The sequence below is a fragment of the Anoxybacillus sp. ST70 genome (assembly GCF_019553625.1).
In the GTDB taxonomy this organism is placed as follows: domain Bacteria; phylum Bacillota; class Bacilli; order Bacillales; family Anoxybacillaceae; genus Anoxybacillus; species Anoxybacillus gonensis.
This window is the reverse complement of sequence record NZ_JAHZOF010000002.1, coordinates 437,273-463,645: the sequence shown is the minus strand read 5'-3', so window position 1 is coordinate 463,645 and position 26,373 is coordinate 437,273. Positions and strand designations below refer to the sequence as shown.

Sequence of the window (26,373 nt, the reverse complement as noted above, 5' to 3'; positions counted from 1 at the left end):
AACAAGAGGGAATAACCGATCGTTATTCCCCCGCATGTTCGTTATTTTCTTTCAGTTCATCATGCGCCCTCACAACAACTTCTTCTGGAGAAACCGTCAAGCGATTTTCTCCTACTTCTTTACCTTCCCAACGTAAATGAAGTAAAAATTCAATATTTCCATCCCCGCCTGTAATCGGCGAGTGCGTTAATCCAATGATATCGTACCCTTCTTGTTTGGCAAATGCCGTAATCGTATGAAGCACGTGAACGTGAACGCGCGCATCACGAACGATTCCTTTTTTTCCAACGAACTCTTTTCCCGCTTCAAACTGTGGTTTGACTAAAGCGACAACATCGCTATGCGGCACTAAAATCGTTTTTAAAACAGGGAGAATGAGCTTCAATGAGATAAACGACACGTCAATTGTTGCGAAGTTTGGCAAGCCGTGTTGAAAGTCGCTCGGCGTCACGTAGCGGAAGTTTGTCCGCTCCATGACAACGACACGCTCATCTTGACGCAGTTTCCACGCAAGCTGATTGTATCCAACGTCAAGAGCGTACGACAACTTCACCCCGTTTTGCAACGCACAGTCTGTGAATCCGCCGGTCGATGCACCAATATCGAGCATTATTTTATCTTCAACATGAAGCGAAAACGCTCGTAACGCTTTCTCAAGTTTCAGTCCCCCGCGACTGACATACGGGATCGCATTTCCTTTCACCGTCAGCGGAATGTCAACAGGTACTTTTTCCCCCGGTTTATCAAGCCGCCTTTCATTCGAATATACAAGACCGGCCATAATCGTTCGTTTCGCTTTTTCACGCGTTTCAGCCAATCCACGTTCGACAAGCAATACATCTAAACGTTCTTTCTTCCCTTTCATCTCTCATGCCCTTTTTCTTTTTTTCGGAGTTAATAAATAAATGCGTTCCATTACATGTTCTGTCGTCAATCCAATTTCTTCGAGCAACTGTGAAACACCGCCATGTTCAATAAAACGGTCCGGAATGCCCATTCGATCGATAATCGCTCCATGATATCCATGATCATGAGCAAATTCAAGTACCGCGCTACCAAATCCACCTTGCAACACCGCTTCTTCAATTGTGAGTAACGGCATATTTTTTTGTAGCAACGTGTGCAACATTTGTTCATCTAGTGGCTTAATAAAACGAGCATTCACAACTTGCACAGAAATGCCGTCATTCGCTAGACGCTCAGCCGCTTGAAGCGCCATCGGAATCGTCGTGCCAAACGTTAAAATGGCAACGTCTGTTCCTTCACGCAACACTTCCCATGTGCCGATCGGAATGTTTTTTAATTGTTCATCCATCGGCACACCGAGACCGTTGCCGCGCGGAAAACGCATCGCAATCGGGCCATCATCGTATTGAATGGCTGTATATACCATATGTTGTCCTTCATTTTCATCTTTTGGCATCATTAATACGATGTTTGGAATGTGACGTAAAAAGGCGATATCAAACACTCCTTGATGTGTTTCCCCGTCAGCACCAACAAGCCCCGCTCGGTCGATTCCAAGAAACACGTTTAAATTTTGGCGACAAATATCGTGAACGACTTGGTCATACGCACGTTGCAAAAAAGTTGAATAAATCGCTAAAAACGGTTTCATCCCTTGCGTGGCTAAACCGGCAGCCATTGTCGCCGCATGTTGTTCAGCGATACCGACGTCATACATACGCTCCGGAAATTCACTTGCAAACCCTTCTAATTTTGATCCAACCGGCATCGCAGGCGTGATGGCAACGATGCGGCGATCTTCGCGCGCTAATTTACGTACCGTTTCACTAACGAGCGCACTCCAAGAAGGAGCAGATTGCTTTGATTGGATGAAATCACCTGTTTCAATTTTATACGGTCCCGTTCCGTGCCACGTTCCCACTTTATCGTTTTCTGCTGGATGATATCCTTTTCCTTTTTTCGTAATGACGTGAACAAGAACAGGTCCTTTCGTCTTTTTCGCATAATGTAAGTTTTCAAATAAATCTTCAAAATCATGGCCATCTACCGGTCCGAAATACGTAAAGCCTAACTCTTCAAAAAACACACCTGAAACGAGCAAATATTTAATGCTATCTTTGACTCGTTCCGCCGTTGCTGCAAGCTTTCCACCGACAGCTGGGATTTTCTTTAATAACATTTCTAATTCATCTTTTACCCAATGGTACTTTCCTGCTGTTCGCAGACGACCAAGCACGTTGTGGAGCGCACCGACGTTTGGAGCAATTGACATTTCGTTATCGTTTAAAATAACGATGATATCTTTTTTCTCATGTCCGATATGATTTAACGCTTCTAGTGCCATTCCGCCCGTTAATGCACCATCTCCAATAATCGGAACGATATATTCGTCTGTTCCTTTTAAATCGCGCGCAATCGCCATTCCCATAGCAGCGGACAACGATGTCGAGCTATGTCCTGTCTCCCATACGTCGTGCTCACTTTCACTTCGTTTCGGAAAACCACATAACCCTTTATATTGTCGCAACGTATCAAACTGATTTGCACGACCTGTTAAAATTTTATGCACGTACGATTGATGACCAACGTCCCAAATGAGCTTATCTTTTGGGCTGTCGAACACTTTATGAAGCGCAATCGTCAATTCGACGACCCCTAAATTCGGGCCAATATGTCCACCTGTTTTTGATAATTTTTCAATTAAAAATTGTCGAATTTGCTCACTTAATTGAACGAGCTGTTCGTTTGACATGTGCTTTAAAAAATTCGGATTTTGAATCGCTGTAACATCCAACGCGACCACTCTCTTTCATGTAAGCTATTACAAACTTATATCATACAGCTTTTTGTATTTTTAATTATACAGACAAACATGTGCACACGCAAAAAAGAGCCGCTTACACAAACGTGTGAACGGCTAACATTTCTTTTCCACTATATCACATGTTGCTTTTTTCCTCAATGCTATTAATGATCGCGCGTTTCGATGACATCGCAAATGTAATGTAATAACGACGCATCGATTTTAGCTTCGTCAAGAAGTTTTCGTGCTTCTTTCATATGATCGTGAAGTTTTTTCTTTGCTCCATCAAGCGTCAAAAGAGAAGGATACGTCGATTTATCATTTTCGATGTCGCTCCCCACTTTTTTCCCGATTTTTTGTTCGTCTCCTTCAATGTCTAAAATGTCGTCACGAATTTGAAACGCTAAACCGAGATGATCGGCAAACGTCGTCAACAATGTTAATTGTTGTTCCGTTGCTTCTCCTAATATCGCACCTGCCCGAACGCTGTATTGCAACAACTTTCCTGTTTTATGACGGTGAATGTATTCTAGTTGCTGCAAACTAATCGTTTTTCCTTCTCCTTCAAGGTCAGCTACTTGTCCCCCGACCATTCCTTCAGGTCCAGCCGCTTTCGCTAATTCCGAAATGAGGCGAACTTTTACATCTGGTGAAATGACTTCGTCATCTGCTACAACTTGAAAAGCGTATGTCAGCAACGCATCGCCCGCTAAAATGGCGTTCGCTTCACCGAACACTTTATGGTTTGTCGGTTTACCGCGCCGTAAATCGTCGTTATCCATACTTGGCAAATCATCATGAATGAGCGAATACGTATGAATCATTTCGAGCGCACAGGCCGTTGGCAGCCCGATGTGTACGGGCTTCTGAAACGCTTGTAACGTTGAAAGCAATAAAAGAGGACGAATGCGCTTTCCGCCTGCTTGCAACGAATATAACATTGCCTCTTTGATCGTTTGAGGCGCTTGTAACGATTCAATATAAGCAGGAAGCTGCTGTTCAATTTGTGATTTATATTGTCGCAATAACACTTCCAACGTCTATTCCTCCTGCACCGTAAACGGTTCAAGCTGCCCATCTTCTCGTAAAATAAATTCCATTTGTTTTTCTACTTGTTGTAGTTTGTCGTGACAAAACTTCGACAATTTCATCCCCTCTTGGAAAAAGTGAATCGCTTCTTCAAGCGGAACGTCTCCTTCTTCTAACTTTTGCACAATTTCTTCTAGTTTACTCATCGCTTCCTCAAATGTCATATTTTCTCCTCCTCAATATTCGAAACAATGCAATGTGCACGTCCATCTTGAAAACGGATATGAACGCGGTCCCCTTCTTGCAGTTGTTTTACTGTCTTAATGAGCGTTTCTTGCTCATCGTATGCAAGGCTATATCCGCGCTCCATAATTTTTAGCGGACTGAGCGCATCGAGTTTTGCCATCGCTGTGGCAAGCGACCATTTTTTTTGTTTAATTACATCGTTCATATGGCGAACGATCGTCTGTTCTAACGTGCGGACACGATCGACCGCTTTTTCGACTCGCGATTGTGGATGATGAGCAAATAACGTAAGCTGCAATTGTTGAAGCTTATGTTCTTTTTGTTTGAACATATCATTCATTTGTCTTTGCAATCGATCAACTAGCATATCTAGCTGTTGTTCCTTTTGTTCATACAGCCGTTTCGGATAGCGAAACGCATACGATGAACGTAACGATTGCAACCGTTTTTGCTCCGCGTTCATTCGCTCTTTCATCGCTCGAATGAGGCGAGCTTGTTGGTCCGATACACGCAAAAGCAAATCAGCGACATGCGGCACAGCAAGCTCTGCTGCCCCCGTCGGTGTCGGTGCTCGCAAGTCGGCAACAAAGTCAGCGATCGTATAATCCGTTTCATGTCCGACAGCAGAAATAATCGGAACGCGCGAATGAAAAATCGCGCGCGCTACCATTTCTTCATTAAACGCCCAAAGCTCTTCAATCGAGCCGCCACCACGACCGACGATCAGCACATCGATATATCCGATGTCATTCGCTTTTTGAATCGATTGAACGATCGATAACGGAGCTTGTTCCCCTTGAACGAGCGTCGGAAACAAAATGACTTTCGCTAGCGGATAGCGGCGACGAATCGTCGTTAAAATATCGCGAATGGCCGCTCCTGTTGGCGATGTGACAACGCCAATATGTTGCGGAAATTTCGGAATCGGCTTTTTATGTTCCTTAGCAAATAATCCTTCTTGTTCTAGTTTCTTTTTTAATTGCTCATACGCTAAATACAGCGCGCCAACACCATCCGGCTGCATCTCTTTTACATATACTTGATACGTTCCGCTCGGCTCGTACACGGAAATTTCCCCGCGCACAAGTACGGTCATTCCGTTTTCCGGTTTAAATGTTAACTGTCGATTATATCCCGCAAACATGACCGCTTGAATGCGCGCTTGTTCGTCTTTTAAAGTAAAGTACATATGCCCACGCGAATGATATGTAAAGTTTGAAATTTCCCCTTTAATCCATAAATCTTGCAAATGAGGGTCAACTTCAAATTTCCGTTTAATGTATTTCGTTAACGCTGCCACTGTTACATATCTCATTTCTGCCACAAACATAACCTCGCTTATTTATGTAGTTCACGCGCAGCTTGTATCGTGTTGTGCAACAACATCGTAATCGTCATTGGTCCAACCCCTTTTGGCACAGGAGTAATGTAGCTTGCTATTTCTTTTACATCGTCAAAATCGACATCCCCACACAATTTTCCGCTTTCTAATCGATTGACGCCAACGTCAATCACAATTGCTCCTTCTTTCACATATTGTGACGTAATAAGCTTCGGTTTGCCGACAGCGACGATTAAAATATCCGCTTGGCGCGTGATCGCTGCTAAATCGTTTGTGCGCGAATGACAGTACGTGACCGTTGCGTGTTCGCGTAAAAACAGCTGTCCAACCGGTTTACCAACGATGTTGCTACGACCGACAACGACGACATGTTTTCCGGCAATATCGACTTGCAAAGATTGAACCATATATAAAATGCCATACGGTGTACAAGGTAAAAACGTCTTCTTCCCCGTCATCATTCGTCCAATATTTAACGGATGGAACCCATCGACATCTTTTTCTGGTGCGATCGCTTCAATGATATGTAATTCATTCATTTGTTTTGGTAGCGGCAATTGAACTAAAATGCCGTGCACCGATTGGTCTTCATTTAAACGAGCGATTTGCTCTAGCAAAAACGCTTCGGATATGTCGTTTGGAAAAGTAAGTAAAATCGAACGAATTCCAATTTCTTCACATGCTTTTTGTTTCGCTTTTACATACGATTGTGAAGCGGGATGGTCTCCAACGAGAATAACTGCTAAGGCAGGCTCGATGCCTTGTTGTTTTAACTGCTCGACTTCTTTTGCTAATTGTGCGCGCTTTTCTTTTGCTAGTTCAAAACCGTTAATGATTTGTGCTGCCATAAATCCTTCTCCCCCTTATTTTTTAAGACAATGTTTCTTTTATTTTTGCAAGTACGCCGTTAACAAAACGACTTGATTTTTCATCACCAAACACTTTTGCTAATTCAATCGCTTCATCCATGCTTACATTGAACGGGATGTCATCCATATATTTCATTTCAAATACAGCCATGCGTAAAATGGAACGATCGACATTCGCTACGCGCTCTAATGTCCATTTTTCTAAATGTTGACGTAATAAGTCGTCAATTTCCTTTTGATGTTCCACCACGCCGAAAACAAGCATTTCCATAAATGGATCCGTCTCTTCTTCAGCGACGTTTGCAATCGCCGCATGTGGTTCAATGCCTCCCACATCAATTTGAAACAATGCTTGCAACGCTTTTTCTCTTGCTGTATGCCGTTTCATGACCAAAACCCTTTCTATTCGTAATGTCGAAAATTATATCATGATCATAACATATTTCGACGAAAGAAAACACTCACACATCGAAAAAGGGCGATCTCATAAACGAGATTGCCCCTTTTCTTTACTCGACTTCTACCTCTGCTTTGGACGATTCGAATTGAACGCCAACAACATGAACGTTCACTTCAGCTGTCTCTAACCCTGTCATCGTCAATAACGCTTGGCGAACGTTTTCTTGAATTTTTTGCGAAACCGTTGGAATCGATACGCCGAAATTCATTACACAATAAATGTCAATGACAATACCGCGGTCCGTTAAGTCAACTTTTACGCCTTTGCCATGATTTTTTTTCCCTAATCGCTCCACGACACCTGCCGCAAAGTTGCCGCGCATTTGCGCTACTCCTTCAATTTCAGATGCCGCAATTCCAGCGATAACTTCAATCACTTCTGGCGCAATTTCTACCTTCCCTAAGCTATTATGACCGTTTTCCATTTCTAATACATGTTCAGACATAACGGATTCCCTCCTTTATCATTAAGAGTTCATTACATCGTATGTTTCTAAAAACTTTGTATTAAAGTTTCCTTCGACAAACTTTTCATGCTCAAGCAATTTTAAGTGAAATGGAATTGTCGTATGAACTCCTTCAATAACAAACTCACTTAAGGCGCGTTTCATGCGGGCAATCGCTTCTTCGCGCGTCGGTGCGTGAACGATCAATTTCGCAATCATCGAATCATAATATGGCGGAATCGTATAGCCCGGGTAAACAGCTGAATCTACCCGTACTCCAAACCCTCCTGGCGGCAAATACATTTGTATTTTTCCAGCTGATGGCATAAAGTTTTTCGCAGGGTTTTCTGCGTTAATTCGGCATTCGATAGACCAACCGTTAAAAGTGACATCCTCTTGTTTCAACGTCAATTTCTCACCTGATGCCACGCGAATTTGTTCTTTAATTAAATCGACACCTGTCACCATTTCTGTTACTGGATGTTCGACTTGAATGCGCGTGTTCATCTCCATAAAGTAAAATTGGCGATTGCGGTAGTCGTAAATAAATTCGACCGTTCCCGCTCCTGTATACTGCACCGCTTTGGCCGCTTTGACAGCTGCTTCCCCCATTTTTTGACGCATTTCTTCATCAAGCACAGGGGATGGTGTTTCTTCCAACAATTTTTGTAAGCGGCGTTGAATTGTACAATCGCGCTCGCCGAGGTGAATGACGTTGCCATACGAATCTGCTAACACTTGAATTTCAACATGTCGGAAATCTTCAATGTACTTTTCAATATATACACCCGGATTTCCGAACGCAGTAGCCGCTTCTTGTTGCGTAATCGTAATTCCTTTTCTAAGCTCTTGCTCATCTCGAGCGACACGAATTCCTTTTCCGCCTCCACCTGCGGTTGCCTTAATAATAACAGGATAACCGATTTCATTCGCTAGCGCAATCGCTTCATCGATACTTTCAATAATTCCTTGCGAGCCTGGAACGATCGGCACCCCAGCTTGTCTCATCGTTTCACGTGCAACATCTTTCGTCCCCATTTTTGTAATCGCTTCCGGGCTCGGTCCGACAAACGTCACATTGCATTCCCGACAAAGCTCAGCAAAGTCTGCGTTTTCAGCTAAAAATCCGTACCCCGGATGAATAGCATCGCACCGAGTTAATGTTGCCACACTCATTATGTTTGTAAAATTCAAATAGCTTTCTTTTGACGTTTTCGGACCGATGCAATATGCCTCGTCCGCCATTTGAACATGAAGTGCTTCACGATCCGCTTCAGAAAATACAGCGACCGTCTCGATGCCAAGCTCTTTGCACGCCCGAATAATCCGAACAGCAATTTCCCCACGATTGGCAATTAACAATTTTTTTATCATAACTATCGCTCCTTTATTCAGGCTTCACAAGGAATAAAGGTTGTCCATATTCAACGAGCTGGCCGTTTTTCACAAGCACTTCTACAATTTCCCCATCGACTTCCGCTTCAATTTCATTAAACAACTTCATCGCTTCAACAATACATACAATTGTATCTTTTTTCACTTTATCACCAACTTTTACGTACGGTGCAGCATCTGGCGATGGAGCCGCATAAAACGTACCAACCATCGGTGATGTAATTGTATGTAAGTTTTCTGCTTGAACAACTTGTTTTTCTGGCTTTACTTCCTCTTTTACTTCTACCTTTTCAACAGCCGGTGCCACTGGTTGTTGTTGAACGACAGCTGTTTGTGGCACGTCTACTTTTGGTGCAGCAACAACAACTTGTTCAGTTGCTCCAGCTTTTTTCATTTTAATCTTTGAGCCATCATGTTCATAGACGAACTCGACAATGTTTGACTCATTTACTAATCGGATTAATTCGCGAATTTCTTGGATTTTCAACATTGACTTACACCCCTCGCCCCATCATTTGTAGAAAAAGATTATACAATACCATGATACGACACACCTTTTCCATTATTCAATAAAATGATAAGAAAATGTTAGAAAATTTATATCTGGTCATAAAAACAATTATTATTATATAGTATTATAAAATTCGTTTTCAACCGAAAAAAATAACCGGTCTCCCGGTTATTTTTGGAAACGAACAGCTACATCTTGTACGCGGCCAAGCTCGCTTTGAACGAGCTGAATAATTTCGTTCGCTTCTTTTTTCGAATGTTCTTTTGCTTTCACTGTAATATGCACTTGATTTTCATGGACACGAACAAGCGCATCGTCGTATCCTTTCGATTTAATTAACGTTTCTAACACCGCTTCTTTTTCTGCAATATTCGATAGTTGTTGTAATTGATCGATCGCTTTGCTTTTTTCTTCAGCAGATACGTTATTGGAAGCGACAATCGCATTTAACTCTTGACGCAACTTGCTTCGTTCATCTTCAATTTCAAGGCGAAGGGCAGTAAATAAATCATCGCTGGCGGTATTTGTTTGTTCAACTGTCACTTCTTCTCCGTTTGCGATTTCTTCTTTCATCGCTTCATCTGTCGGTTTTAAGTCTTTTCCATTATTCGCTTCCTCTTTTTGCTCAAACGCCACTTGTTCTGTCACTTGAGGACTTGTCACATAGTACACCGATAAAACGACAACTAAACTAAACATTGTTAATAACCAAACGGTTTGCTTTTTCAACATATGTTCTCCCCCTTACTTTTTTGGTAAAACAGCGACGCGATGGCTCGGAACGTTCAACGTTCGCGTCACTGCTTCAACAATCCATTTTTTCACTTGTACTTGATCGGCCCCTTTCGCAACAACAAGCACACCACGAATGTCTGGCTTTTTCGTTTGTAAAACGAGCGGTGTTTCTTCGTCCCCTTTGCGCACGATCACGATTTTTTCGTCTGTTGATTCATCTTCAATTTGACGTTTTCCGCCTTCTTTATCTTCTTCCATCGTTCGTTTTTTTTGAACGGTCGCATTTTTTTCAAGTACGTTTTGTTCCGTTGCATCGACATTGACGATCACTTTGACTTCACCAACGCCAACAATCGCTTCAAGCGCTTCTTTTAATTGTTGTTCATATCGCTCTTCATAGTCTGCAATTTGCTTCAATTTTTTTTCTTCATCTGTTTGACGAAATACAGTTTGAGTCGTTTCCTGTTGAACACGTTTGGATGCCGAAAAGTTGAACACGTTGCCAAAGATCATAAATGATAAGCCGATGACTAAAAGGATGGCAATGAAGCCGTTTTTTTCAATCCATTGTTTCACCCCTTCCTACTCCCTCCTTTCAAGATGAATCGTAATCATCTGTTGATCTACTCCCCACATTTGTGCTAAAAAGCGAGCAATGTCTTCATGTTGTTCTGTCGTCTCTTGCGATGATTGAATACGAATAGGTTTGACAACAGAAGTCGTTTCTTCAGCCAACTCTACCGTAATCGCCTCAATCTGAGAGGGGATTTGTTCCGACTCCGCAATCGTCAATGAAATGTCCGTCACCGTTAAACCATATGTGCGCATCAACTCCTCAGACGCTATGTTCTTTAGCTGGACAGCCATTTGTTCTAAAATATATGCACGTTGTGAGGCTTGTATTTCTTTTTTCTTTTTTTCAATGTCATTTTCAAGCGTTGCATTTTGTTGTTGCTGAATCGAAGCAAACCACGTATTTACATCTCCATGAAATAACCGAAGAAGCGGGGAAAATAAAATGAAAATAAACAATAAACCGACAACCATCTTGACATATTTTTGAAATGAACCGTTTGGCAAAATGAGTTCAATGACAACGGCAAGCAAGATGAATGTAATGATATGGGAAATCCACTCAGTCAACAGTCCCACAACGTCTATTCTCCTTTCAGCGAACCATCATCGTTAAATTTCCTGCTGCAATAATAACCGTCATGCTTAAAAAAAACATAAGCGATACGATCAAAAGGGCGGTGAGTACATACATCATGCTTTTGCTAATTACACTCAAGCAGGAAATGACGATGCCTCCCCCCATCGGTTGCAATATCGCAGCAGCTAGTTGATAAATGAGAGCGATGACTAAAATTTTGATCGCTGGAAACGCTGCAATAAGAAGTAATAAAGTGACACCGAACAAGCCAACTGTATTTTTTAATAGGACGGAAGCGGTCACGACCGTATCTGCCGCGTCCGTAAACATTCGCCCGATAATCGGAATAAAGTTTCCTGCCACAAATTTAGCTGCTCGTATCGCTATCCCGTCGGCAATAGCTGTTGTTGCTCCCTTGATAGACAATACACCGAAAAAAATGGTGAGCATCACACCAAGTGAACCGATGCTAATGTTGCGCAACAAATCTGCTAATTTCGTTACTTTATAATGTTCGCTTAATAAACTAACAATGCTTAAAATCGTTGCTAAAAACAGAAGCGGTAGTGAAAAATGTTCAATGATCGTTCCTGTGATATTCATAAAAAACAAGACAATCGGATGAAAAAAAGCTACAGATACTACACCACCTGATGACGCCATAAGCGCAAGCAAAATCGGTAAAAGGGCGATCATAAAACTCGTCATCGTCTGAATGGCTTCTTTCACATACGTAACAGCAACATGAAAACTGTTTAGTGCAATAATCATCAACACCATATAAACAACCGCATGAGCGACTTTGCTGACAGCATGATGTGAAAACGCGTTTTGTAGCGACTGTAAAAATAAACTAAATACCGTTAATAAAATGAGTGTACCAAGCAATTTTCCATTTGCCATTAGCTCGTACAATAAAAATTTCATAAACGCCTGCAGCCATTCGCTGAGCGATAATTGTTTTTCGCCATTTATAAACTGCCAAAAAGATCCTTTTTGACTTTCAGGCAATAACCCTCCATACTGTTGAACGATATGATCCCAATATTGTTTAATGGATTCAACCCCAACTTGTTCAGCTTGTTGTTTGACTAATTCATTTGTTGGCGGTGATGCTTGTACAACGGAAGGCAAGAAAAAAAGGAGAAAGAAAAATAAAATGGGAGCGCGCCTCATCTCATCACCCCTTCATCGGAAGAAAGCTTAAAATTGTTTCAATAAGAGCTGTTAAAATTGGGATGGCCATGGCTAAAATTAAAATTTTTCCACCTAGTTCAATTTTTCCAGCAATCGCTCCTTGCCCGGCATCTTTAGAAATTTGCGCACCAAACTCAGCAATATAAGCGATACCAATAATTTTTAAAATCGTTTCGACGTATACCGTTTGAACGTGCGCTTCATTTGCTAACGTTTGTACCATGCGAAAAATGTCTTGAATGCGATCAATTAAAAATAAAAAAATAACTGTTCCGACAAAAACGGTCAGCAAAAGTGAAATATTCGACTTATGTTCGTTTAAAATCGTTACTAAAAACGTTGCGATAAGCCCAAGCCCAACAATTTGTAAAATATCAATGGGTACTCCCTCCTAACTTTGAAACAAAAAAACCGATTTAATTTTTTGAAATAAATCTTGGACAATCGAAATAACTAAAAACAAAATATAAATAAATCCTAGCAGTGTCACCCATTGAGCATATTCCTTTTTTCCAAACCCTTCTAAAACGGTATGCAAAAAAGCAACGACAATCCCTACGCCAGCAATACGAAAAATTAAATCTACGTCAACGCCCATTTTGAATGTCCTCCTCTATATGAGTAAAAGCACGATGAGAATGCCGGTTAATACTCCTAAACTTTTCATCATTTTTTCATACCGTTGCTGTTTTTCCATGGCATCTCCTTCTTCTCGCTCTAAATGCACCATCGTTAAACGAATGTAATTTTGTTGAATTTCATGATCGTACTGTCCAAGCGTTTCGCCAAACTGTTTCATAATTTCAAACTCTCCTTCTTTTAAGGCGGTCATTTTCCATACTTCGTGCAAGCTTTCTTCCCACGCTTGCCGAGCGTTCATCGTCCCTTTTTGCAACTTATGCGCAAACGATTCAAACAACCATGATAACGGTCGCGATAGTTGCTGGGACAGTCGAAGGGAAGCGTCTATTAACGGCGTATGCCCGTACATAATTTCTGCTTCAAGCGACTGCAATGCCATTTTTAACTGGCGCAACTGTTTTGTGCGCTCTCGTAAAAGTCGCGACGCTTCAAATCCTGACCATGTCGTTGCTAATATAATACATATCGCCCCAATCCATTTCATTCACATCACGCCCATCTTTCGATATATATCGCGCCCATGTGAATCACGAATCGCTTGAATCGTTCCTGGACGTCCCACATTTGTTAACTCAACAAATCGTTCAAATATAGCTTGTTCCATAATTGGACGTAGCGCTGGACGTTTCACGATGTCTGCCATATGGCGACCGTGCGCTGTCATAAATAAACCAACTCCTGCATGAACCGCTTCCAAAATGGCCGTACAATCCGCTTCACTTCCAATTTCATCAACAATTAAAACATCCGGGCTCATCGAACGGATCATCATCATCATTCCTTCCGCTTTCGGGCATGCATCGAGCACATCGACGCGGCAGCCGAATGTAAATTGCGGAATGCCTTTGACACAGCCGGCAATTTCTGATCGTTCATCGACGATGCCAACTTTTCGAGGAGCAATATGCCGCTCTGTCACTCCGCTGCTGACGATGCGTGCAATATCTCGAAGGAGCGTTGTTTTTCCTGTTTGAGGTGCACCAATGATCATCGTATTAAGCCACCGACCGTCGTATAAATAAGGGAGAAGGGGAGCAGCCATGCCGATTTGTTGCCGGGCCATTCGGATGTTAAATGACGTAATATGTCGAATCGCTTTTACTTTTCCATCTTCTACAATCACTTTTCCAGCTAAACCGACGCGATGTCCACCTTGAATAGTAATGTATCCTTTTTTTAACTCTTCTTCGATTGTGTAGAGAGAATATTGGCTTAATTTATTTAATAGTTCGATCCCTTCTTCCATTTGTACAACATGCGGACATATGTACGACCTCCCGCCTGCAATGACTTCAAGCGGTCGTTCGATGCGAATACGAATTTCTTCAATCGTCAATTGAGAAGCGATAGGCAATGATTGAATCGCATGAACGATCCCTTTAGGCAACATGTCAAAAACCGCTTGCATCCTCTTCCCTCCTTTACTTCACGACATATATGCCTATGAATATACATATGACTCCTGCACCAATCCATACGAGCTTAAACAATGACAGCTCGTTTGCCACCGCAACAAGACCAATCATCATAACGACTAAAAAAATGGTTGGGCCAACGACGGCAAGCAATGTATTGACGGCAATCGCCTTTTTTACATCATTGAGCGATAACATGACAATCGCTGCACATAATTCAATGGCTGCAGATAAAAAACGTAAACTCGCCATCGTCCAAACAGTTGCATCAATTTTCATCGCATCCTCCTTGTACAACGGTGCTAGTACAACGTATGCTGAAACAAGCGAATTCAGAAGTATAGAAAGGAAAAATTCATCAGGAAATGTGTTTGTAGATAAAAAGGATAAATCATACAATAATAGTGTGAAACGTCATAATTAAGTGAAGAAACTTTTTGCTAATTGTTTTAGTGAAGGATGGGACATCAAACGGTATGCTAAATAACAAATGAAGGAGATAATGAAGATGATATACATCATTCGTAAAATGAAACAAGAAGATATAAAACAAGTTCAAGATATAGCGAAAGTAACTTGGAATGCTACTTACGAGGGTGTTATTCCTTCAGATGTGCAAGAAAATTTTTTAAAATCGGCTTACAGCGACGAGCGAATGAAGCAACGATTACAACACTCTACTCTTTTTGTAGCTGAAGTAGAAAACAACATTGTAGGATTTGCTAATTTTTCTTCGGTGAGAGAAGATGGAAAGGTTGAATTATGGGCTATTTATGTTCATCCAGAACAACAAGGCAGAGGAATCGGCTCAGCCTTGTTACAAAAAGGGATGCAAATAAACGGTGTAAATAAAATTTATGTCAATGTTGAAAAAGATAATCAAATTGGAAAAATCTTCTATGAAGCTAAAGGATTTAAAGTTGTAAAAGAATTTGATGAGAAGTTTGAAGGTCATGTTTTAAAGACGATAAGAATGGTATTGAACCTCTAAAAGCTTACATATACAAAATTCAGCTTGTCGACTTTCGACAAGCTGAATCCTTAACTTTTGCAATTTTTTATTACGCACGTGATACGTATGTGCCGTCTGTTGTGTTAATGATTAGTACGTCGCCTTCGTTGACGAAGAACGGAACTTGAACGACAAGGCCCGTTTCTAACGTTGCTGGTTTTGAACCGCCAGATGCTGTATCCCCTTTAATGCCTGGCTCTGTTTCAACAACTTTTAACTCAACTGTATTTGGCAACTCAACCCCAATTGTTTCGCCTTGATACATCATAATAAATACTTCCATGTTTTCTTTTAAAAACTTTAATTCGTGCTCAATTTGTTTTGCAGGAAGTTCGATTTGCTCATACGATTCCATATCCATGAATACATGTTGATCGCCGTTTGCATATAAATATTGCATTTTACGGTTGTCGATTTGTGCTTTGTTTACTTTTTCACCCGCGCGGAACGTCTTTTCTTGAATCGCACCAGTGCGCAAGTTGCGAAGTTTTGAACGAACGAACGCCGCTCCTTTTCCTGGTTTCACATGTTGGAATTCAATGACACGCCAAATGTCACCGTCAACTTCAATCGTTAAGCCTGTACGAAAATCGTTTACTGAAATCATGTTCATTTCCTCCTACGTCTATAAAGTAATGAGATCTTTTGGTGAAAGAGTGAGCCGCTCATTGCCGTTTTCTGTAATAACGATGTCATCTTCAATGCGAACACCGCCTAATCCTGCTATGTAAATGCCTGGTTCGACCGTCACAACCATCCCCGGCTGTAGCACCGTATCCGAACGCATCGACAACGCCGGCATTTCGTGCACTTCCATGCCGAGTCCATGACCTGTGGAATGCCCAAAATACTCACCAAATCCGCAAGCAGAAATGTAGTCGCGTGTGAGCGCATCTGCCTCTCGCCCTGTCATTCCTGCACGAATATGTTCGACACCACGAAGCTGGGCTTGTAACACGACATCGTATATGCGCTTTAACTCATCGCTTACTTCGCCAACCGCAACGGTTCTCGTGATGTCGGAGCAGTACCCTTTATAATATGCGCCAAAATCAAGCGTGACGAACTCGCCTTTTTCAATCACTTTCTCTGTCGCTACCCCATGTGGCAACGCTGAGCGCACACCGGATGCAACGATGATGTCAAATGATGAACTTGTCGCCCCTTGTTTGCGCATAAAAAATTCTAGCTCATTTGCCACGTCTATTTCACGGACACCTGGGCGAATAAAATCGAGAATATGACGAAAGGCGGCATCGGCAATCTCGGCTGCTTCCTTTAATATCTTAATCTCTGCTTCCGACTTAATCAAGCGTAACTTTTCAACCGCACCGGAAACCGGAATAAGCGTTGTTTTGAGCGCTTTTTCGTATGATGAGAACGTTGCATATGAAAGATCGTCTTGCTCAAATCCAAGCTTTTGAATGCCTAATCGCTCAACTTGTTTTGCCACTTCTTCAATGAGCGTTTGCGTATGTTGCACAATTTCATATCCTTCAATTTGTCTCGTCGCTTGTTCGACATAGCGAAAATCTGTAATAAATACGGCATCTGTTTCACTAATTAAAGCGACACCAGCTGTTCCTGTAAAATTTGTCATATAGCGACGGTTATATTCGTTTGTAATAAGAAATCCATCAATGCCGTGCTCAGCAAATTGTGCGCGAAGTTTTTGTACTTTATCCAATGCTATTTCCCCTTCCCTTCAACCATATCGAGCAACGCTAAAATCGCCAACCGATATCCGTTTATACCTAGTCCGACAATTTGCCCAGCTGTCACCGGAGCTAAAACAGATTGGTGACGAAACGCCTCTCTTGCATGAATGTTTGAAATATGTACTTCAATGACTGGTGTCTGTACGCTTGCGATCGCATCCCGCAACGCATAGCTGTAATGCGTAAACGCCCCAGGATTGAAAATGATCCCGTCATATAACGATTCCGCCCGATGAATTTGGTCAATTAACGCCCCTTCATAATTGCTCTGATAGCACGTTAACTCCGCCCCATATTCACTAGCAAATTCCGTTAACTGTTTTTCTAGTTGAGCAAGTGTCGTATGCCCATAAATGTGCGGCTCCCTCATACCGAGACGATTTAAGTTCGGACCGTTTAAAAGGAGGAATCGAACCATTCCCCCTCTCCCCCCTTTACTGATGAAAATACATATGGTTATTTTACCACATCGACCTGTTTTTGTCGCCTCATCTCTGCAACTTCAAACGAAATGGAATAACCGATGAACATCCCATATAAAATGTAAAAGCATACCATCGTTACAACTGTATTTCGCTCAAGTTGTGGAACAGCTTTTAATTGAGGAAAAATCGGATTTAATACGTAAAAAACAAGCACCCATAACCCGATGCCGAAAGCAACTCCTGGCCAAATGCCTTGACGATTTTTTAAAAAAGCATAGTATACAAGCGCAGCAATGACAGAAGCAAGGCCAATGAACAAAATGGCAATTGCCTGACCGAGCGCTCCGTTTTTCCAATCACCGATCGCCCACGGCTGCAAAATGAAATTTGGCGCTACTTCTGTAAAATGAAAAAAATAAGCACAATATGCAAGGAAGCTCCAAAACACGCCCCCAATAAAACCGATCAGCGCGACTTTTGCTAAAACGGGCATTGGTTTTTCTCTTTTGTTTTGTTCAAGTTGTGCATCTTGTTTCGTTTTTGTTTGCACAGTCATCACCTCCTTTTTTATCTTGTCCAAAATGTTGGATCTCATGTGTATCGTTTCTCATTTTTGGCAACAATACAAATGCAAACAATACATCGACCTAGAGGTTTTTATCGTTTTCTTGTAGAATATAAGAAAAAAGAAAATAGGTTGGTGTCTTCTTATGAGCAAAAACGTATATGGTGGGCAAGCGGTCATTGAAGGAGTCATGTTTGCTGGACGCCATCATTCTGTCACAGCTATTCGCCGCAAAGACGGTTCGATTGAGTATTTTCACGTTCCACGCGAAACAAACAAAACGCTTGCTTCATTTAAAAAAATTCCGTTTCTTCGCGGCATTTTTGCTATTATTCAAGCAAGCGCAAACGGATCGAAACATTTACAATTTTCAAGCGAACGATATGACCTCGATCCAACCGAAGATGAAACGTTGCAAGCTGAACCTCCGTCCAAATGGACGATGATTTTAGGTGTTGCGCTCATTGGGGTATTATCGTTTCTATTCGGCAAATTTATTTTTACCCTTATTCCTGTATTTTTGGCTGAATTAACGAGACCGATTTTCCCATCGAATACAGCACAAATACTTGTAGAAGGATGTTTTAAACTTCTTTTACTTTTAGGTTATATTTACTTTATTTCGCTTACGCCACTCGTTAAACGATTGTTTCAATATCACGGAGCGGAACATAAAGTAATTAATGCCTACGAAAATGGTTTACCGTTGACGGTTGAACATGTACAACAACAGTCTCGTCTTCATTATCGTTGTGGGAGCAGCTTCATTTTATTTACTGTCATCATCGGCGTATTCGTTTACATGTTCGTCCCGACCGAACCGCTTTGGGTGCGCGTGCTAAACAGACTAGCGCTCATTCCAGTTGTATTAGGATTATCTTTTGAAGTATTACAAATAACAAACGCGTTACGACATGTTCCTGTGTTGCGTTGGTTTGGCTACCCTGGTTTATGGCTACAACTATTAACAACGAAAGAACCGACTGACGATCAAGTGGAAGTAGCTATCGCATCATTTCAACGTTTGCTTGAGTTAGAGGGAGAAGCGACGAAACAGCAAGAAGAAGTGGTGTAACGATAAAGGAGGTGGATCGATTGCGTCGGCGCCCATTCCCGCTTGTCACTTTGCTTATTGTGTTCGCTATTTTTGGTTTTTCTTATCGTCTATGGAACGATCCGATGCAGTTGTTAAAACAAGTGTTTCTCATCGGATTGGTCGCAGCTGTCTTTTATGGCATATATAAATGGATACAAAGACAAAGCTTTAGTCGTTCATATCAAAAAGCGGTAAAACAATCGAAAAAACTCCACCATCAAAAAACGAAGCCGACGTCGAAAAAACAACCGCGCCCAACCGCTTTAAAGAAAAAGCACGCCACTCACTTAACAGTCATTGAAGGGAAAAAAGGAAAGAAAAAAAATCGGGCCTCTTTTTAACCCGATTTTTTTCTTTTAATACGTCCACGTTTTTAAAAATTGTTCTGTCCGCTCTTTTCCAAACGAAATGAGCTTCTTTTTTTCTTCGTCCGTCACTGAGAAATCGGTGGCAACGACATGTTTGACAGGAAGGAAAACGATGTTTTTTTCATGGCGGCGTGAAATGTACCGTTCATCGTGCGCCTCGCGCATCGTTTGAAACAACGCTTCATACAAATCAATGGCATTATTAATTTTCTTTCTAGCTTTTTGCGCCTGTCTTGCGCTTAGTTTGATGCCTAGAACAGGTCGTTTTTTCCGTTCTTCATCAAATAAAAAAATCGGGAAATTGCTTAGTAAGCCACCATCAACGACAATATGCTTCCCTTCGTCCGTCTTTAACCGTACAGGCTCAAAAAAATAAGGAATACCAACGCTCATTCTTACTGCTTTTGCGACGGAAAAGCGGAGAGGATCAATGCCGTATTTCGGCAAATCATCTGGCAAAATAAGCATCGTCCCATTCGTTAAATCGGAAGCGACGACGCGCAATCGTTCATGTGGCAAATCAGCAAATGTGTACACGCCTTTTTTACTTAACTGCTCGGCGATCCATCGTTCAAGCTTTTCTCCTTTATATAACCCCATTTTCCAATAAAGGACGAGCCATTTTAACCATGCATACGGAATGATTGTATGTCGCTCATCGAGAAAGTCCATTAAATTCATCTCTTCCATCATGTCCACGATTTCCTTGCTTGTAAATCCCGCTGCAATAAACGAAGCAATGAGCGCTCCTGCGCTCGTACCAGCAAGCCGCTTAAAACGAAAACCTTTTTCCTCGATCGCCTCATATGCCCCGATTAACGCAAAACCTTTGACCCCTCCGCCTGAAAATACACCGTCAATCTCCATGCCCTTCCCTCCCTCGCCATATATGTATGAAAAATGGGAGAGATTGAGCATAAAAAAACAAAAAAGAACAAGCGTTTATGCCTGTTCTTGCTCGTTTTGCTTTTGAATGTTGCGAAGCGCTTCAAGACGTGACCGATCTTCCTCAAAGTATTGTACTAAGTCACCGATGCGGTCAATTGCATTCCAGCTTAAATGATGTTCGATTCCCTCAACATCGCGATAAATGTTTTCTTCATCTACACCAATGAGACGCATAAATTGTTCAAGCAACTCATGGCGATACACGAGTCGTTTCCCGATTTTTTTTCCTTTTGGAGTGAGCACAAGACCGCGATATTTTTCATATACTAAATATTCGTCTTTATCAAGCTTTTGAACCATTTTTGTCACAGAGGAGGGATGAACAGATAACGCTTCAGCAATATCTGATACACGAGCGTATCCTTTTTCTTCGATCAATATATAAATTTGTTCAATATAATCTTCCATGCTTGGTGTTGGCATACGTTCCCCTCCTAAACAAACATCCGCAATCATTATGATTATAACATGTTTACCAAGCATGACAACTATTTACGTAAAATATTCAATCGTCGCTTCGGGAAAAAATTGCGCAATATAGGAGCGAATCGTGTCATTTAGCCGATTCGCCTCTTCATCTCGATACACATATTTTCCGATGCCGTATCGTCCCCATTTATATTTTCGTTTCGTTTCATCAAGGTCAAGCTTCGTTTTCGGATATCGTTTTTGAATAACCGTTTTCGCCGGTTTAGTGAAGCGATGTTGAATTAATTCAAACGTTAAATTCGTTAAGTCGATGCCTTGCAAGTTTGTGTTCAGTCGTTCAAACAGTTCAAAATATCCTTCTTCCCAACCGTCATGCATATAAATCGGAGCGACGATAAATCCGAGCGGATAGCCAGCACGCGCCACTTTTCGCGCCGCCTCTAGCCGTGCGTCAAACGAGGACGTCCCCGGTTCAAAGTTTTGAATAACATACCGTGAATTGACGCTAAAACGAAAGCGTGTTTTTCCATGATGCTTTGCATCAAGCAAATGATCCACATGTTCATATTTTGTGACGAAACGAAGTCGGCCGTATTCCGTCGCTCCAATAAATTCAATCGTTTTTTTTAAAGCATGCGTCAAATGATCGATGCCGACAATATCGGACGTACAAGCCGCTTCAAAGCGCGTAATTTCTGGAGCGCGTTCATCAATGTATGCTTTCGCTTGAGCAAAAATATCATCAAGATTGACGTACACACGAATATAAGGCTTGCTTCCAAGCGTCGTCTGTAAATAACAATAATGACAATGCCCCATACATCCCGTCGCCAGAGGAATCGCATATTCTGCCGATGGTTTAGACGTATCAAATTTTAATGTGCGCCGAACACCGACAACAAGCGTTGATTTTGCATTCCGATATTGTTGAAGCTCGTTATCTCCCGGAATGCCGCGCACTTGGTTGTGCGATGTCGTTTCACGAATGTCGATATGCATACGTTTAAATTTTTCATATAACTCTTTGCCGAGCGGATAATGAAGCGCTTCAGGCTCAAAATAAACAAGCTGAGGAATAAATGGCTTCATACAATCACCTCAATGTTAGTATGGTTTATTCGTATGAGGTGATGAAATACAATTTTTGTTATTGTTCATAATAAAATAAGGAACGGGTTTTCCCGTCCCTTTTTACATTATAAACCACATTTTAACTGGGCACCGCAACTTGTGCACGTGTTGCAGCCACCGATTTCTTCAACCGTTCCTTCACGGCATACTGGACAAATGTTTCCAACTTCCGAACCGATCGTGACGTCCGTTGCGCGTAAATCTGGAATCGTTTCAACAAGCGCAACAGCCCGTTTTTTCGGTTCTTCTGGCAGAAGCTCTAGCTGCTCTTCGACCGCATGTTCTTCCGCTTTTAATGTTAATACTTGCGCATCGCGGCTACCGTCGACATAGACTGTTCCACCTTTTGCACCGCCTCGCCATAACCGCTCGTACACTTTTTGTACTTGCTCGACCGTATAGCCGCGCGGGGCATTCACTGTTTTCGAAAGACTTGAATCGACCCAACGTTGAATAATGCATTGTACATCCGCATGCGCTTCTGGCGATAAATCCATGGCGGTTACAAACCAATGCGGCAAGTTGTTCGGATCTGCTTCTGGATGTTTATCTAAATATTCTTGAACGATATCCGCCTTCACTTCAATAAACTTGCCTAGACGGCCGCTTCGATAATAAGAGAAGGAAAAATATGGTTCAAGTCCTGTGGACACGCCGATCATGGTCCCTGTGGATCCAGTCGGAGCAACCGTTAATAAATGCGAGTTGCGAATGCCGTATTTTAAAATATCTTGGCGAATATCGTCCGGCATTTTTTTCATATAACCGGTGTGAATAAACGCTTCACGCAATTTCATCGTTTCTTCTTCTGTTTCACCAACTAAAAACGGAAAGCTTCCTTTTTCTTTCGCAAGCTCAATCGACGCACGATACGCTGCTGTTGCAATTGTTTTAAACAGCTCATCAACTAACTGATTTCCTTCTTCCGAACCGTACTCTTTTTCGCAATAAATCAGCAAATCCGCCAGTCCCATGACGCCAAGACCGACGCGGCGCTCCCCAAGCGCTTGTTTTTTATTTTCCTCAAGGAAGTACGGAGTTGCGTCAATAACGTTATCTTGCATGCGGACACCGACTTCAACCGTCCGCTTTAATTTTTCATAATCCACAACTTTCTTTTCTTTATCGACCATATTCGCCAAATTAATTGCAGCTAAATTGCACACAGAATAAGGTGCGAGTGGTTGTTCACCACACGGATTTGTTGCGACTACTTTTTGTCCGTACGCTCTTGCGTTCGTCATGTCGTTGGCGTTGTCGATAAAGAAAATGCCTGGTTCGGCGGAATACGTTGCGCAAATGTTAATGAGCTTCCATAGCTCGCGCGCGCGAATTTTCCGGTAGACGCGAACGCGATAGCCCATCTTCTCCCATTCACGCACATCGCCGACTTCGTGCCATTTTTCGTTGTAGATGCGCATTTCTTCTTCCGAGTACGTTTCAACATCTGGGAAGCGCAATTCGTATTCTTCATCGTTTTCTACTGCCTGCATAAACTCTTTCGTTAAGCAAACGGAAATGTTCGCCCCTGTTAAAAAGTCCGGATTGTGCACGCTATACGTTCCGCCTGTCCGTAACTTTTCTTCCGCGTCTTTAATAATTTTTTCTGAAAAGCCGCCGTATCCTGGGATGTTTTTGTAGTTAACAATTCCTTGATACATCGCGCGCTCTTGTTCAGTAAGCGGTGTAAACTTTAGTTTTTCTTTCGCTGCTTTTTGAATGCCTTCATCTTCTGTATTTTCAAGCAAATAGCGCAAAATGCGTGGATTTTGCATTTTCGAAATAATGAATTCAATAATGTCCGGGTGCCAATCGGCCAACATAATCATTTGAGCGCCACGCAATTTGTTACTCACTCATTTGAGTGGGTGTGGTCATTTCTGCCACACTCTCTAGCTTTCACTAGAGATCGGACTATCTCATCAAAGAGGAAGCCTCTTTGTCTCGTGCCCCATCATCTCGTCACCGAATATGATGGTCTACTCCTTCCATTTTCAAATCAGGAAGTTTCGATAGTCTCTGAACCTTCATCTCCGTTTCCAGAGATGCTTGGCTGCTGGTCGCCCATTGTTCCATCCAATTGATTTTTACACCGTCACGCTTGCCGTTGCCAGCTACGTTGTGGTTCAATTGGCTTTAGGGTGTTCCAGCAATTCACGAGATTTTACTCCCGCCCGATGGCGTTTTGTTAACGGGAGCCACCTTGTTCGACAAGATGGGTCAGTTTTGCAATGTCGTCAAGCCATGACACTGAACCGGACGATTTTCCATTCACTCCGCGCGCGAGTGTATTGCGTGGGCGAAGGGTGGAACCGTTCGTTCCGACACCGCCACCTCGGCTCATAATTTCCATCACTTGTTTGCGATGTTCAGAAATACCTTCACGCGAGTCTTTGACAAATGGCATGACGTAGCAGTTGAAGTACGTCACTTCTGTTCCAGAACCTGCTCCATATAGTACACGCCCTGCTGGAACGAAATTTAGGCTGACGAGCTGTTCATAAAACTTTTCGAACCACTCTTGCCGTTTTTCTTCCGTTTGCTCAACAGCGGCTAGCCCGGTTGCGTTCCGCTTTGCAATTTGCTCATAATAAATTTCTAATGGTTTTTCAATAACATCAAGAGAACGAACGACAATGCCTGTTTTCGCCTCGTCCCCTTCTAGCACATGGCGATATTCTTCTTCCACAAGCACGTGTGCTTTTTTACTCTCCCAATCCAACTCGACAATAAACCCAAGCCCACGCGCCGGAAACTTTGGATCTTCTTTTACTGTTAAAACGACAAAATCCCCGACGCTTAGCGTCAACTTTTCCGTATCTTTAAACGAATAGCGATCAAGCATCACTAAACGCGACACACCCTTATATGTAATGTGCATCTCAGGAGTAATCGGGTGCACTTGTGGAAATAGGCGAATGTCTTCATTCAACTTGTCCACATTCACCGTCATTTTTTCAGAAAACGCAACCGTCATGTTTACCTCTCCTCTTCCAACATAATCTTACTACATTAAACTACCATATATCGACAACAATAATCAATAAAAAAATCAATATGTAGTATGTTTTTTTACAAAATCCATACTACATATTGATAATTAAGTCAAGTGTTTTTTTATTTGTCAAGAGGAAAATTTATCGTTTAAAATTCCATTCATCTGTTTCGTATTTATTTCTCGCTAGTTGCTGAACGTACAATCGCTCATCATCGGTTAATTCATATCGTTCCAATTGAATGTTTAAACCTTTTTCAAACCCTTTGAAAAATGCTTCTTTCGCCTCATCGATCGTCACTTTTCGATCGGTTAGCTCATTGATCGCAACCGCTTTGTTTTTAAAATTTTGTCGCAATCGCTCTTTTACTCGTTCGTTTGGATACTTAAATAAGCTAAAAAGCATTTCTTCATCTAAGTCTAATAAAATCGAGCCATGTTGTAAAATGACCCCTTTTTGTCGCGTTTGGGCGCTTCCTGCCACTTTTCTTCCTTCGACAACGAGCTCATACCAAGACGGTGCGTCAAAACAAACAGCCGAGCGCGGATTTTTTAAATCCGCTTTTTCTTCTTCTGTTTTCGGAACAGCAAAATACGCATCAAGCCCAAGGAAACGAAATCCTTCCAAAATGCCTTGTGAAATGACGCGATACGCTTCCGTCACCGTTTGTGGCATAGCTGGATGCGCTTCTGATACGATAACGCTATACGTTAATTCTTTATCATGAAGCACCCCGCGCCCGCCTGTTGGACGTCTCACAAAACCAAGTCCGTATTTTTTTACTGCATCCATATCGATCTCTTTTTCGACTTTTTGAAAATAGCCGATCGAAAGCGTCGGTGGGTTCCAACCGTAAAACCGAATGGTTGGTGGAAAGTTTCCTTCACTATGCCATTCTAACAACGCTTCATCAAGCGCCATATTAAACGCTGGGGAACAATCACCTGAGTCAATAAATCGCCATACTTCTTTTTCCATCTACTCCACCCTTTCCTCTATCATTTTATAGTGTAGCAAACATAATAAGTCAATGGAAAATGCTTTGCTTCTTTGACGAAACATTTATATAATAGACGTGGCAACGATGAAAAAGGAGGGTCAGCATGACAACAGTTCTTATTATTCTCGGAGCAATCATTGTGTACGCGGTCATTACATACTTTTACCAAAAGCGAGTCGTTAAAACGCTTACGGAAGAAGAGTTCCGCGCAGGTTATCGAAAAGCGCAACTCATCGATGTTCGCGAACCAGATGAATACGCTGCCGGTCACATTTTAGGAGCACGTAACATCCCGCTTTCACAACTGCGTTTGCGCATGAAAGAATTGCGTAAAGACCAACCGATTTATTTATATTGCCAAAGCGGACTTCGCAGCGGCCGTGCGGCACAAATGCTTTACCGAAAAGGATATCGCGACCTTTACCACTTAAAAGGCGGATTTAAAATGTGGACAGGAAAGGTGAAGAAAAAATAAG

Annotated in this window: 31 protein-coding genes and 2 pseudogenes; 4 read left to right on the top strand and 29 right to left on the bottom strand. The window is 42.0% G+C overall.

Annotation, left to right across the window (positions count from 1 at the left end; translation table 11 throughout):
* Nucleotides 1-22 precede the first annotated feature (22 nt).
* The 19 genes from K1I43_RS05555 to K1I43_RS05465 all read right to left on the bottom strand — a co-directional run bounded on the left by K1I43_RS05555 (nucleotide 23) and on the right by K1I43_RS05465 (nucleotide 14,488).
* Nucleotides 23-865, bottom strand: coding sequence for a TlyA family RNA methyltransferase (locus K1I43_RS05555; RefSeq protein WP_019416957.1), 843 nt, complete (start codon nucleotides 863-865; stop codon nucleotides 23-25).
* 3 nt (nucleotides 866-868) lie between these two features.
* Nucleotides 869-2,761 carry a 1-deoxy-D-xylulose-5-phosphate synthase gene (gene dxs / locus K1I43_RS05550; RefSeq protein ID WP_009373876.1) on the bottom strand — a complete coding sequence of 631 codons (1,893 nt, stop codon included), beginning with the start codon at nucleotides 2,759-2,761 and terminating at the stop codon, nucleotides 869-871.
* Nucleotides 2,762-2,934: 173 nt separating this feature from the next.
* Nucleotides 2,935-3,807: a polyprenyl synthetase family protein gene (locus tag K1I43_RS05545; protein WP_019416955.1), complete on the bottom strand. Its 873-nt coding sequence runs from the start codon at nucleotides 3,805-3,807 to the stop codon at nucleotides 2,935-2,937.
* Between the two features lie 3 nt (nucleotides 3,808-3,810).
* Nucleotides 3,811-4,023 (bottom strand): exodeoxyribonuclease VII small subunit, encoded by a 213-nt coding sequence (locus K1I43_RS05540; protein WP_009373880.1) that lies wholly within the window; start codon nucleotides 4,021-4,023, stop codon nucleotides 3,811-3,813.
* Entirely contained in the window at nucleotides 4,020-5,369 is a 1,350-nt protein-coding gene (gene xseA / locus K1I43_RS05535; protein ID WP_019416954.1) for an exodeoxyribonuclease VII large subunit, read from the bottom strand. The genes K1I43_RS05540 and xseA overlap by 4 nt, the downstream gene beginning before the upstream one ends.
* A 14-nt stretch (nucleotides 5,370-5,383) precedes the next feature.
* Complete coding sequence (gene folD / locus K1I43_RS05530; protein ID WP_019416953.1) at nucleotides 5,384-6,235, bottom strand: bifunctional methylenetetrahydrofolate dehydrogenase/methenyltetrahydrofolate cyclohydrolase FolD; 852 nt, start codon at nucleotides 6,233-6,235, stop codon at nucleotides 5,384-5,386.
* A gap of 22 nt (nucleotides 6,236-6,257) precedes the next feature.
* On the bottom strand, nucleotides 6,258-6,644 hold the full coding sequence (gene nusB, locus K1I43_RS05525; RefSeq protein ID WP_009373884.1) for a transcription antitermination factor NusB: 387 nt from the start codon (nucleotides 6,642-6,644) through the stop codon (nucleotides 6,258-6,260).
* A 121-nt stretch (nucleotides 6,645-6,765) separates the two neighbouring features.
* Nucleotides 6,766-7,161 carry an Asp23/Gls24 family envelope stress response protein gene (locus tag K1I43_RS05520; RefSeq protein ID WP_019416952.1) on the bottom strand — a complete coding sequence of 132 codons (396 nt, stop codon included), beginning with the start codon at nucleotides 7,159-7,161 and terminating at the stop codon, nucleotides 6,766-6,768.
* Between the two features lie 21 nt (nucleotides 7,162-7,182).
* Complete coding sequence (accC, locus tag K1I43_RS05515) at nucleotides 7,183-8,535, bottom strand: acetyl-CoA carboxylase biotin carboxylase subunit (RefSeq protein ID WP_019416951.1); 1,353 nt, start codon at nucleotides 8,533-8,535, stop codon at nucleotides 7,183-7,185.
* Between the two features lie 13 nt (nucleotides 8,536-8,548).
* Entirely contained in the window at nucleotides 8,549-9,046 is a 498-nt protein-coding gene (gene accB / locus K1I43_RS05510; RefSeq protein WP_019416950.1) for an acetyl-CoA carboxylase biotin carboxyl carrier protein, read from the bottom strand.
* Nucleotides 9,047-9,235: 189 nt separating this feature from the next.
* Nucleotides 9,236-9,799, bottom strand: coding sequence for a SpoIIIAH-like family protein (locus K1I43_RS05505; RefSeq protein ID WP_019416949.1), 564 nt, complete (start codon nucleotides 9,797-9,799; stop codon nucleotides 9,236-9,238).
* A gap of 12 nt (nucleotides 9,800-9,811) precedes the next feature.
* The gene (gene spoIIIAG / locus K1I43_RS05500; RefSeq protein ID WP_009373893.1) at nucleotides 9,812-10,378 is read right to left on the bottom strand and encodes a stage III sporulation protein AG; all 567 of its coding nucleotides are present in this window, start codon (nucleotides 10,376-10,378) and stop codon (nucleotides 9,812-9,814) included.
* A gap of 6 nt (nucleotides 10,379-10,384) precedes the next feature.
* A complete protein-coding gene (gene spoIIIAF, locus K1I43_RS05495; protein ID WP_019416948.1) occupies nucleotides 10,385-10,954 on the bottom strand; it encodes a stage III sporulation protein AF in 570 nt (189 codons plus the stop codon).
* Between the two features lie 16 nt (nucleotides 10,955-10,970).
* Entirely contained in the window at nucleotides 10,971-12,131 is a 1,161-nt protein-coding gene (spoIIIAE, locus tag K1I43_RS05490) for a stage III sporulation protein AE (protein ID WP_019416947.1), read from the bottom strand.
* A gap of 4 nt (nucleotides 12,132-12,135) precedes the next feature.
* Entirely contained in the window at nucleotides 12,136-12,525 is a 390-nt protein-coding gene (gene spoIIIAD / locus K1I43_RS05485; RefSeq protein WP_026011550.1) for a stage III sporulation protein AD, read from the bottom strand.
* 18 nt (nucleotides 12,526-12,543) lie between these two features.
* Nucleotides 12,544-12,750, bottom strand: a complete 207-nt coding sequence (gene spoIIIAC, locus K1I43_RS05480) for a stage III sporulation protein AC (protein ID WP_004889589.1) — start codon at nucleotides 12,748-12,750, stop codon at nucleotides 12,544-12,546.
* A 15-nt stretch (nucleotides 12,751-12,765) separates the two neighbouring features.
* Complete coding sequence (spoIIIAB, locus tag K1I43_RS05475) at nucleotides 12,766-13,278, bottom strand: stage III sporulation protein SpoIIIAB (protein WP_019416946.1); 513 nt, start codon at nucleotides 13,276-13,278, stop codon at nucleotides 12,766-12,768.
* Nucleotides 13,279-14,202 carry a stage III sporulation protein AA gene (spoIIIAA, locus tag K1I43_RS05470; protein WP_009373906.1) on the bottom strand — a complete coding sequence of 308 codons (924 nt, stop codon included), beginning with the start codon at nucleotides 14,200-14,202 and terminating at the stop codon, nucleotides 13,279-13,281.
* Between the two features lie 13 nt (nucleotides 14,203-14,215).
* Complete coding sequence (locus K1I43_RS05465; protein ID WP_009373908.1) at nucleotides 14,216-14,488, bottom strand: YqhV family protein; 273 nt, start codon at nucleotides 14,486-14,488, stop codon at nucleotides 14,216-14,218.
* Nucleotides 14,489-14,717: 229 nt separating this feature from the next.
* Between K1I43_RS05465 and K1I43_RS05460 the strand changes: the two genes are divergently transcribed.
* Nucleotides 14,718-15,200 (top strand): GNAT family N-acetyltransferase, encoded by a 483-nt coding sequence (locus K1I43_RS05460; protein WP_020424510.1) that lies wholly within the window; start codon nucleotides 14,718-14,720, stop codon nucleotides 15,198-15,200.
* A gap of 70 nt (nucleotides 15,201-15,270) precedes the next feature.
* Here K1I43_RS05460 and efp read toward each other — a convergent pair whose 3' ends face one another.
* Genes efp through K1I43_RS05440 form a run of 4 tightly spaced genes read right to left on the bottom strand, consistent with a single transcriptional unit; the run spans nucleotide 15,271 to nucleotide 17,959 of the window.
* Nucleotides 15,271-15,828 (bottom strand): elongation factor P, encoded by a 558-nt coding sequence (gene efp, locus K1I43_RS05455; RefSeq protein ID WP_004889583.1) that lies wholly within the window; start codon nucleotides 15,826-15,828, stop codon nucleotides 15,271-15,273.
* An 18-nt stretch (nucleotides 15,829-15,846) separates the two neighbouring features.
* A complete protein-coding gene (locus tag K1I43_RS05450; protein WP_019416944.1) occupies nucleotides 15,847-16,908 on the bottom strand; it encodes a M24 family metallopeptidase in 1,062 nt (353 codons plus the stop codon).
* A gap of 2 nt (nucleotides 16,909-16,910) precedes the next feature.
* Nucleotides 16,911-17,357, bottom strand: a complete 447-nt coding sequence (aroQ, locus tag K1I43_RS05445) for a type II 3-dehydroquinate dehydratase (protein WP_009373912.1) — start codon at nucleotides 17,355-17,357, stop codon at nucleotides 16,911-16,913.
* 38 nt (nucleotides 17,358-17,395) lie between these two features.
* Nucleotides 17,396-17,959, bottom strand: coding sequence for a YqhR family membrane protein (locus K1I43_RS05440; protein WP_019416943.1), 564 nt, complete (start codon nucleotides 17,957-17,959; stop codon nucleotides 17,396-17,398).
* A 115-nt stretch (nucleotides 17,960-18,074) separates the two neighbouring features.
* Here K1I43_RS05440 and K1I43_RS05435 point away from each other — a divergent pair, with 115 nt between their 5' ends.
* Both K1I43_RS05435 and K1I43_RS05430 read left to right on the top strand, forming a co-directional pair.
* Complete coding sequence (locus tag K1I43_RS05435; RefSeq protein WP_009373916.1) at nucleotides 18,075-19,004, top strand: DUF1385 domain-containing protein; 930 nt, start codon at nucleotides 18,075-18,077, stop codon at nucleotides 19,002-19,004.
* Between the two features lie 20 nt (nucleotides 19,005-19,024).
* Nucleotides 19,025-19,366, top strand: coding sequence for an SA1362 family protein (locus tag K1I43_RS05430; RefSeq protein WP_019416942.1), 342 nt, complete (start codon nucleotides 19,025-19,027; stop codon nucleotides 19,364-19,366).
* A gap of 15 nt (nucleotides 19,367-19,381) precedes the next feature.
* Here the strand turns inward: K1I43_RS05430 and K1I43_RS05425 are convergent, their stop codons facing one another.
* The 6 genes and pseudogenes from K1I43_RS05425 to K1I43_RS05400 all read right to left on the bottom strand — a co-directional run bounded on the left by K1I43_RS05425 (nucleotide 19,382) and on the right by K1I43_RS05400 (nucleotide 25,875).
* The gene (locus tag K1I43_RS05425; RefSeq protein ID WP_026011549.1) at nucleotides 19,382-20,260 is read right to left on the bottom strand and encodes a patatin-like phospholipase family protein; all 879 of its coding nucleotides are present in this window, start codon (nucleotides 20,258-20,260) and stop codon (nucleotides 19,382-19,384) included.
* A gap of 75 nt (nucleotides 20,261-20,335) precedes the next feature.
* Nucleotides 20,336-20,764 carry a transcriptional regulator MntR gene (gene mntR / locus K1I43_RS05420; RefSeq protein WP_009373920.1) on the bottom strand — a complete coding sequence of 143 codons (429 nt, stop codon included), beginning with the start codon at nucleotides 20,762-20,764 and terminating at the stop codon, nucleotides 20,336-20,338.
* 69 nt (nucleotides 20,765-20,833) lie between these two features.
* Nucleotides 20,834-21,859, bottom strand: coding sequence for a spore photoproduct lyase (gene splB / locus K1I43_RS05415; protein WP_019416941.1), 1,026 nt, complete (start codon nucleotides 21,857-21,859; stop codon nucleotides 20,834-20,836).
* Between the two features lie 107 nt (nucleotides 21,860-21,966).
* Nucleotides 21,967-23,742: pseudogene (locus K1I43_RS05410) on the bottom strand (vitamin B12-dependent ribonucleotide reductase); the annotation flags it as partial.
* A 350-nt stretch (nucleotides 23,743-24,092) separates the two neighbouring features.
* Nucleotides 24,093-24,878, bottom strand: a pseudogene (locus K1I43_RS05405) (ribonucleotide reductase N-terminal alpha domain-containing protein); the annotation flags it as partial.
* 160 nt (nucleotides 24,879-25,038) lie between these two features.
* Nucleotides 25,039-25,875, bottom strand: coding sequence for a lipoate--protein ligase family protein (locus K1I43_RS05400; protein ID WP_009373924.1), 837 nt, complete (start codon nucleotides 25,873-25,875; stop codon nucleotides 25,039-25,041).
* Nucleotides 25,876-26,000: 125 nt separating this feature from the next.
* On the opposite strand from K1I43_RS05400, the gene K1I43_RS05395 reads away from it, so the two are divergent.
* Nucleotides 26,001-26,372: a rhodanese-like domain-containing protein gene (locus tag K1I43_RS05395; protein WP_009373925.1), complete on the top strand. Its 372-nt coding sequence runs from the start codon at nucleotides 26,001-26,003 to the stop codon at nucleotides 26,370-26,372.
* Nucleotide 26,373 lies beyond the last annotated feature (1 nt).

Coding starts and splice junctions, on each gene's coding strand:
- K1I43_RS05555 (WP_019416957.1), bottom strand. CDS start 865: ATGAAAGGGAAGAAAGAACGTTTAGATGTATTGCTTGTCGAACGTGGA.
- K1I43_RS05540 (WP_009373880.1), bottom strand. CDS start 4,023: ATGACATTTGAGGAAGCGATGAGTAAACTAGAAGAAATTGTGCAAAAG.
- folD (WP_019416953.1), bottom strand. CDS start 6,235: ATGGCAGCACAAATCATTAACGGTTTTGAACTAGCAAAAGAAAAGCGC.
- nusB (WP_009373884.1), bottom strand. CDS start 6,644: ATGAAACGGCATACAGCAAGAGAAAAAGCGTTGCAAGCATTGTTTCAA.
- K1I43_RS05520 (WP_019416952.1), bottom strand. CDS start 7,161: ATGTCTGAACATGTATTAGAAATGGAAAACGGTCATAATAGCTTAGGG.
- accC (WP_019416951.1), bottom strand. CDS start 8,535: ATGATAAAAAAATTGTTAATTGCCAATCGTGGGGAAATTGCTGTTCGG.
- accB (WP_019416950.1), bottom strand. CDS start 9,046: ATGTTGAAAATCCAAGAAATTCGCGAATTAATCCGATTAGTAAATGAG.
- K1I43_RS05505 (WP_019416949.1), bottom strand. CDS start 9,799: ATGTTGAAAAAGCAAACCGTTTGGTTATTAACAATGTTTAGTTTAGTT.
- spoIIIAE (WP_019416947.1), bottom strand. CDS start 12,131: ATGAGGCGCGCTCCCATTTTATTTTTCTTTCTCCTTTTTTTCTTGCCT.
- spoIIIAC (WP_004889589.1), bottom strand. CDS start 12,750: ATGGGCGTTGACGTAGATTTAATTTTTCGTATTGCTGGCGTAGGGATT.
- spoIIIAB (WP_019416946.1), bottom strand. CDS start 13,278: ATGAAATGGATTGGGGCGATATGTATTATATTAGCAACGACATGGTCA.
- spoIIIAA (WP_009373906.1), bottom strand. CDS start 14,202: ATGCAAGCGGTTTTTGACATGTTGCCTAAAGGGATCGTTCATGCGATT.
- K1I43_RS05465 (WP_009373908.1), bottom strand. CDS start 14,488: ATGAAAATTGATGCAACTGTTTGGACGATGGCGAGTTTACGTTTTTTA.
- K1I43_RS05460 (WP_020424510.1), top strand. CDS start 14,718: ATGATATACATCATTCGTAAAATGAAACAAGAAGATATAAAACAAGTT.
- efp (WP_004889583.1), bottom strand. CDS start 15,828: ATGATTTCAGTAAACGATTTTCGTACAGGCTTAACGATTGAAGTTGAC.
- aroQ (WP_009373912.1), bottom strand. CDS start 17,357: ATGGTTCGATTCCTCCTTTTAAACGGTCCGAACTTAAATCGTCTCGGT.
- K1I43_RS05440 (WP_019416943.1), bottom strand. CDS start 17,959: ATGAGATCCAACATTTTGGACAAGATAAAAAAGGAGGTGATGACTGTG.
- K1I43_RS05435 (WP_009373916.1), top strand. CDS start 18,075: ATGAGCAAAAACGTATATGGTGGGCAAGCGGTCATTGAAGGAGTCATG.
- K1I43_RS05425 (WP_026011549.1), bottom strand. CDS start 20,260: ATGGAGATTGACGGTGTATTTTCAGGCGGAGGGGTCAAAGGTTTTGCG.
- mntR (WP_009373920.1), bottom strand. CDS start 20,764: ATGCCAACACCAAGCATGGAAGATTATATTGAACAAATTTATATATTG.
- splB (WP_019416941.1), bottom strand. CDS start 21,859: ATGAAGCCATTTATTCCTCAGCTTGTTTATTTTGAGCCTGAAGCGCTT.
- K1I43_RS05400 (WP_009373924.1), bottom strand. CDS start 25,875: ATGGAAAAAGAAGTATGGCGATTTATTGACTCAGGTGATTGTTCCCCA.
- K1I43_RS05395 (WP_009373925.1), top strand. CDS start 26,001: ATGACAACAGTTCTTATTATTCTCGGAGCAATCATTGTGTACGCGGTC.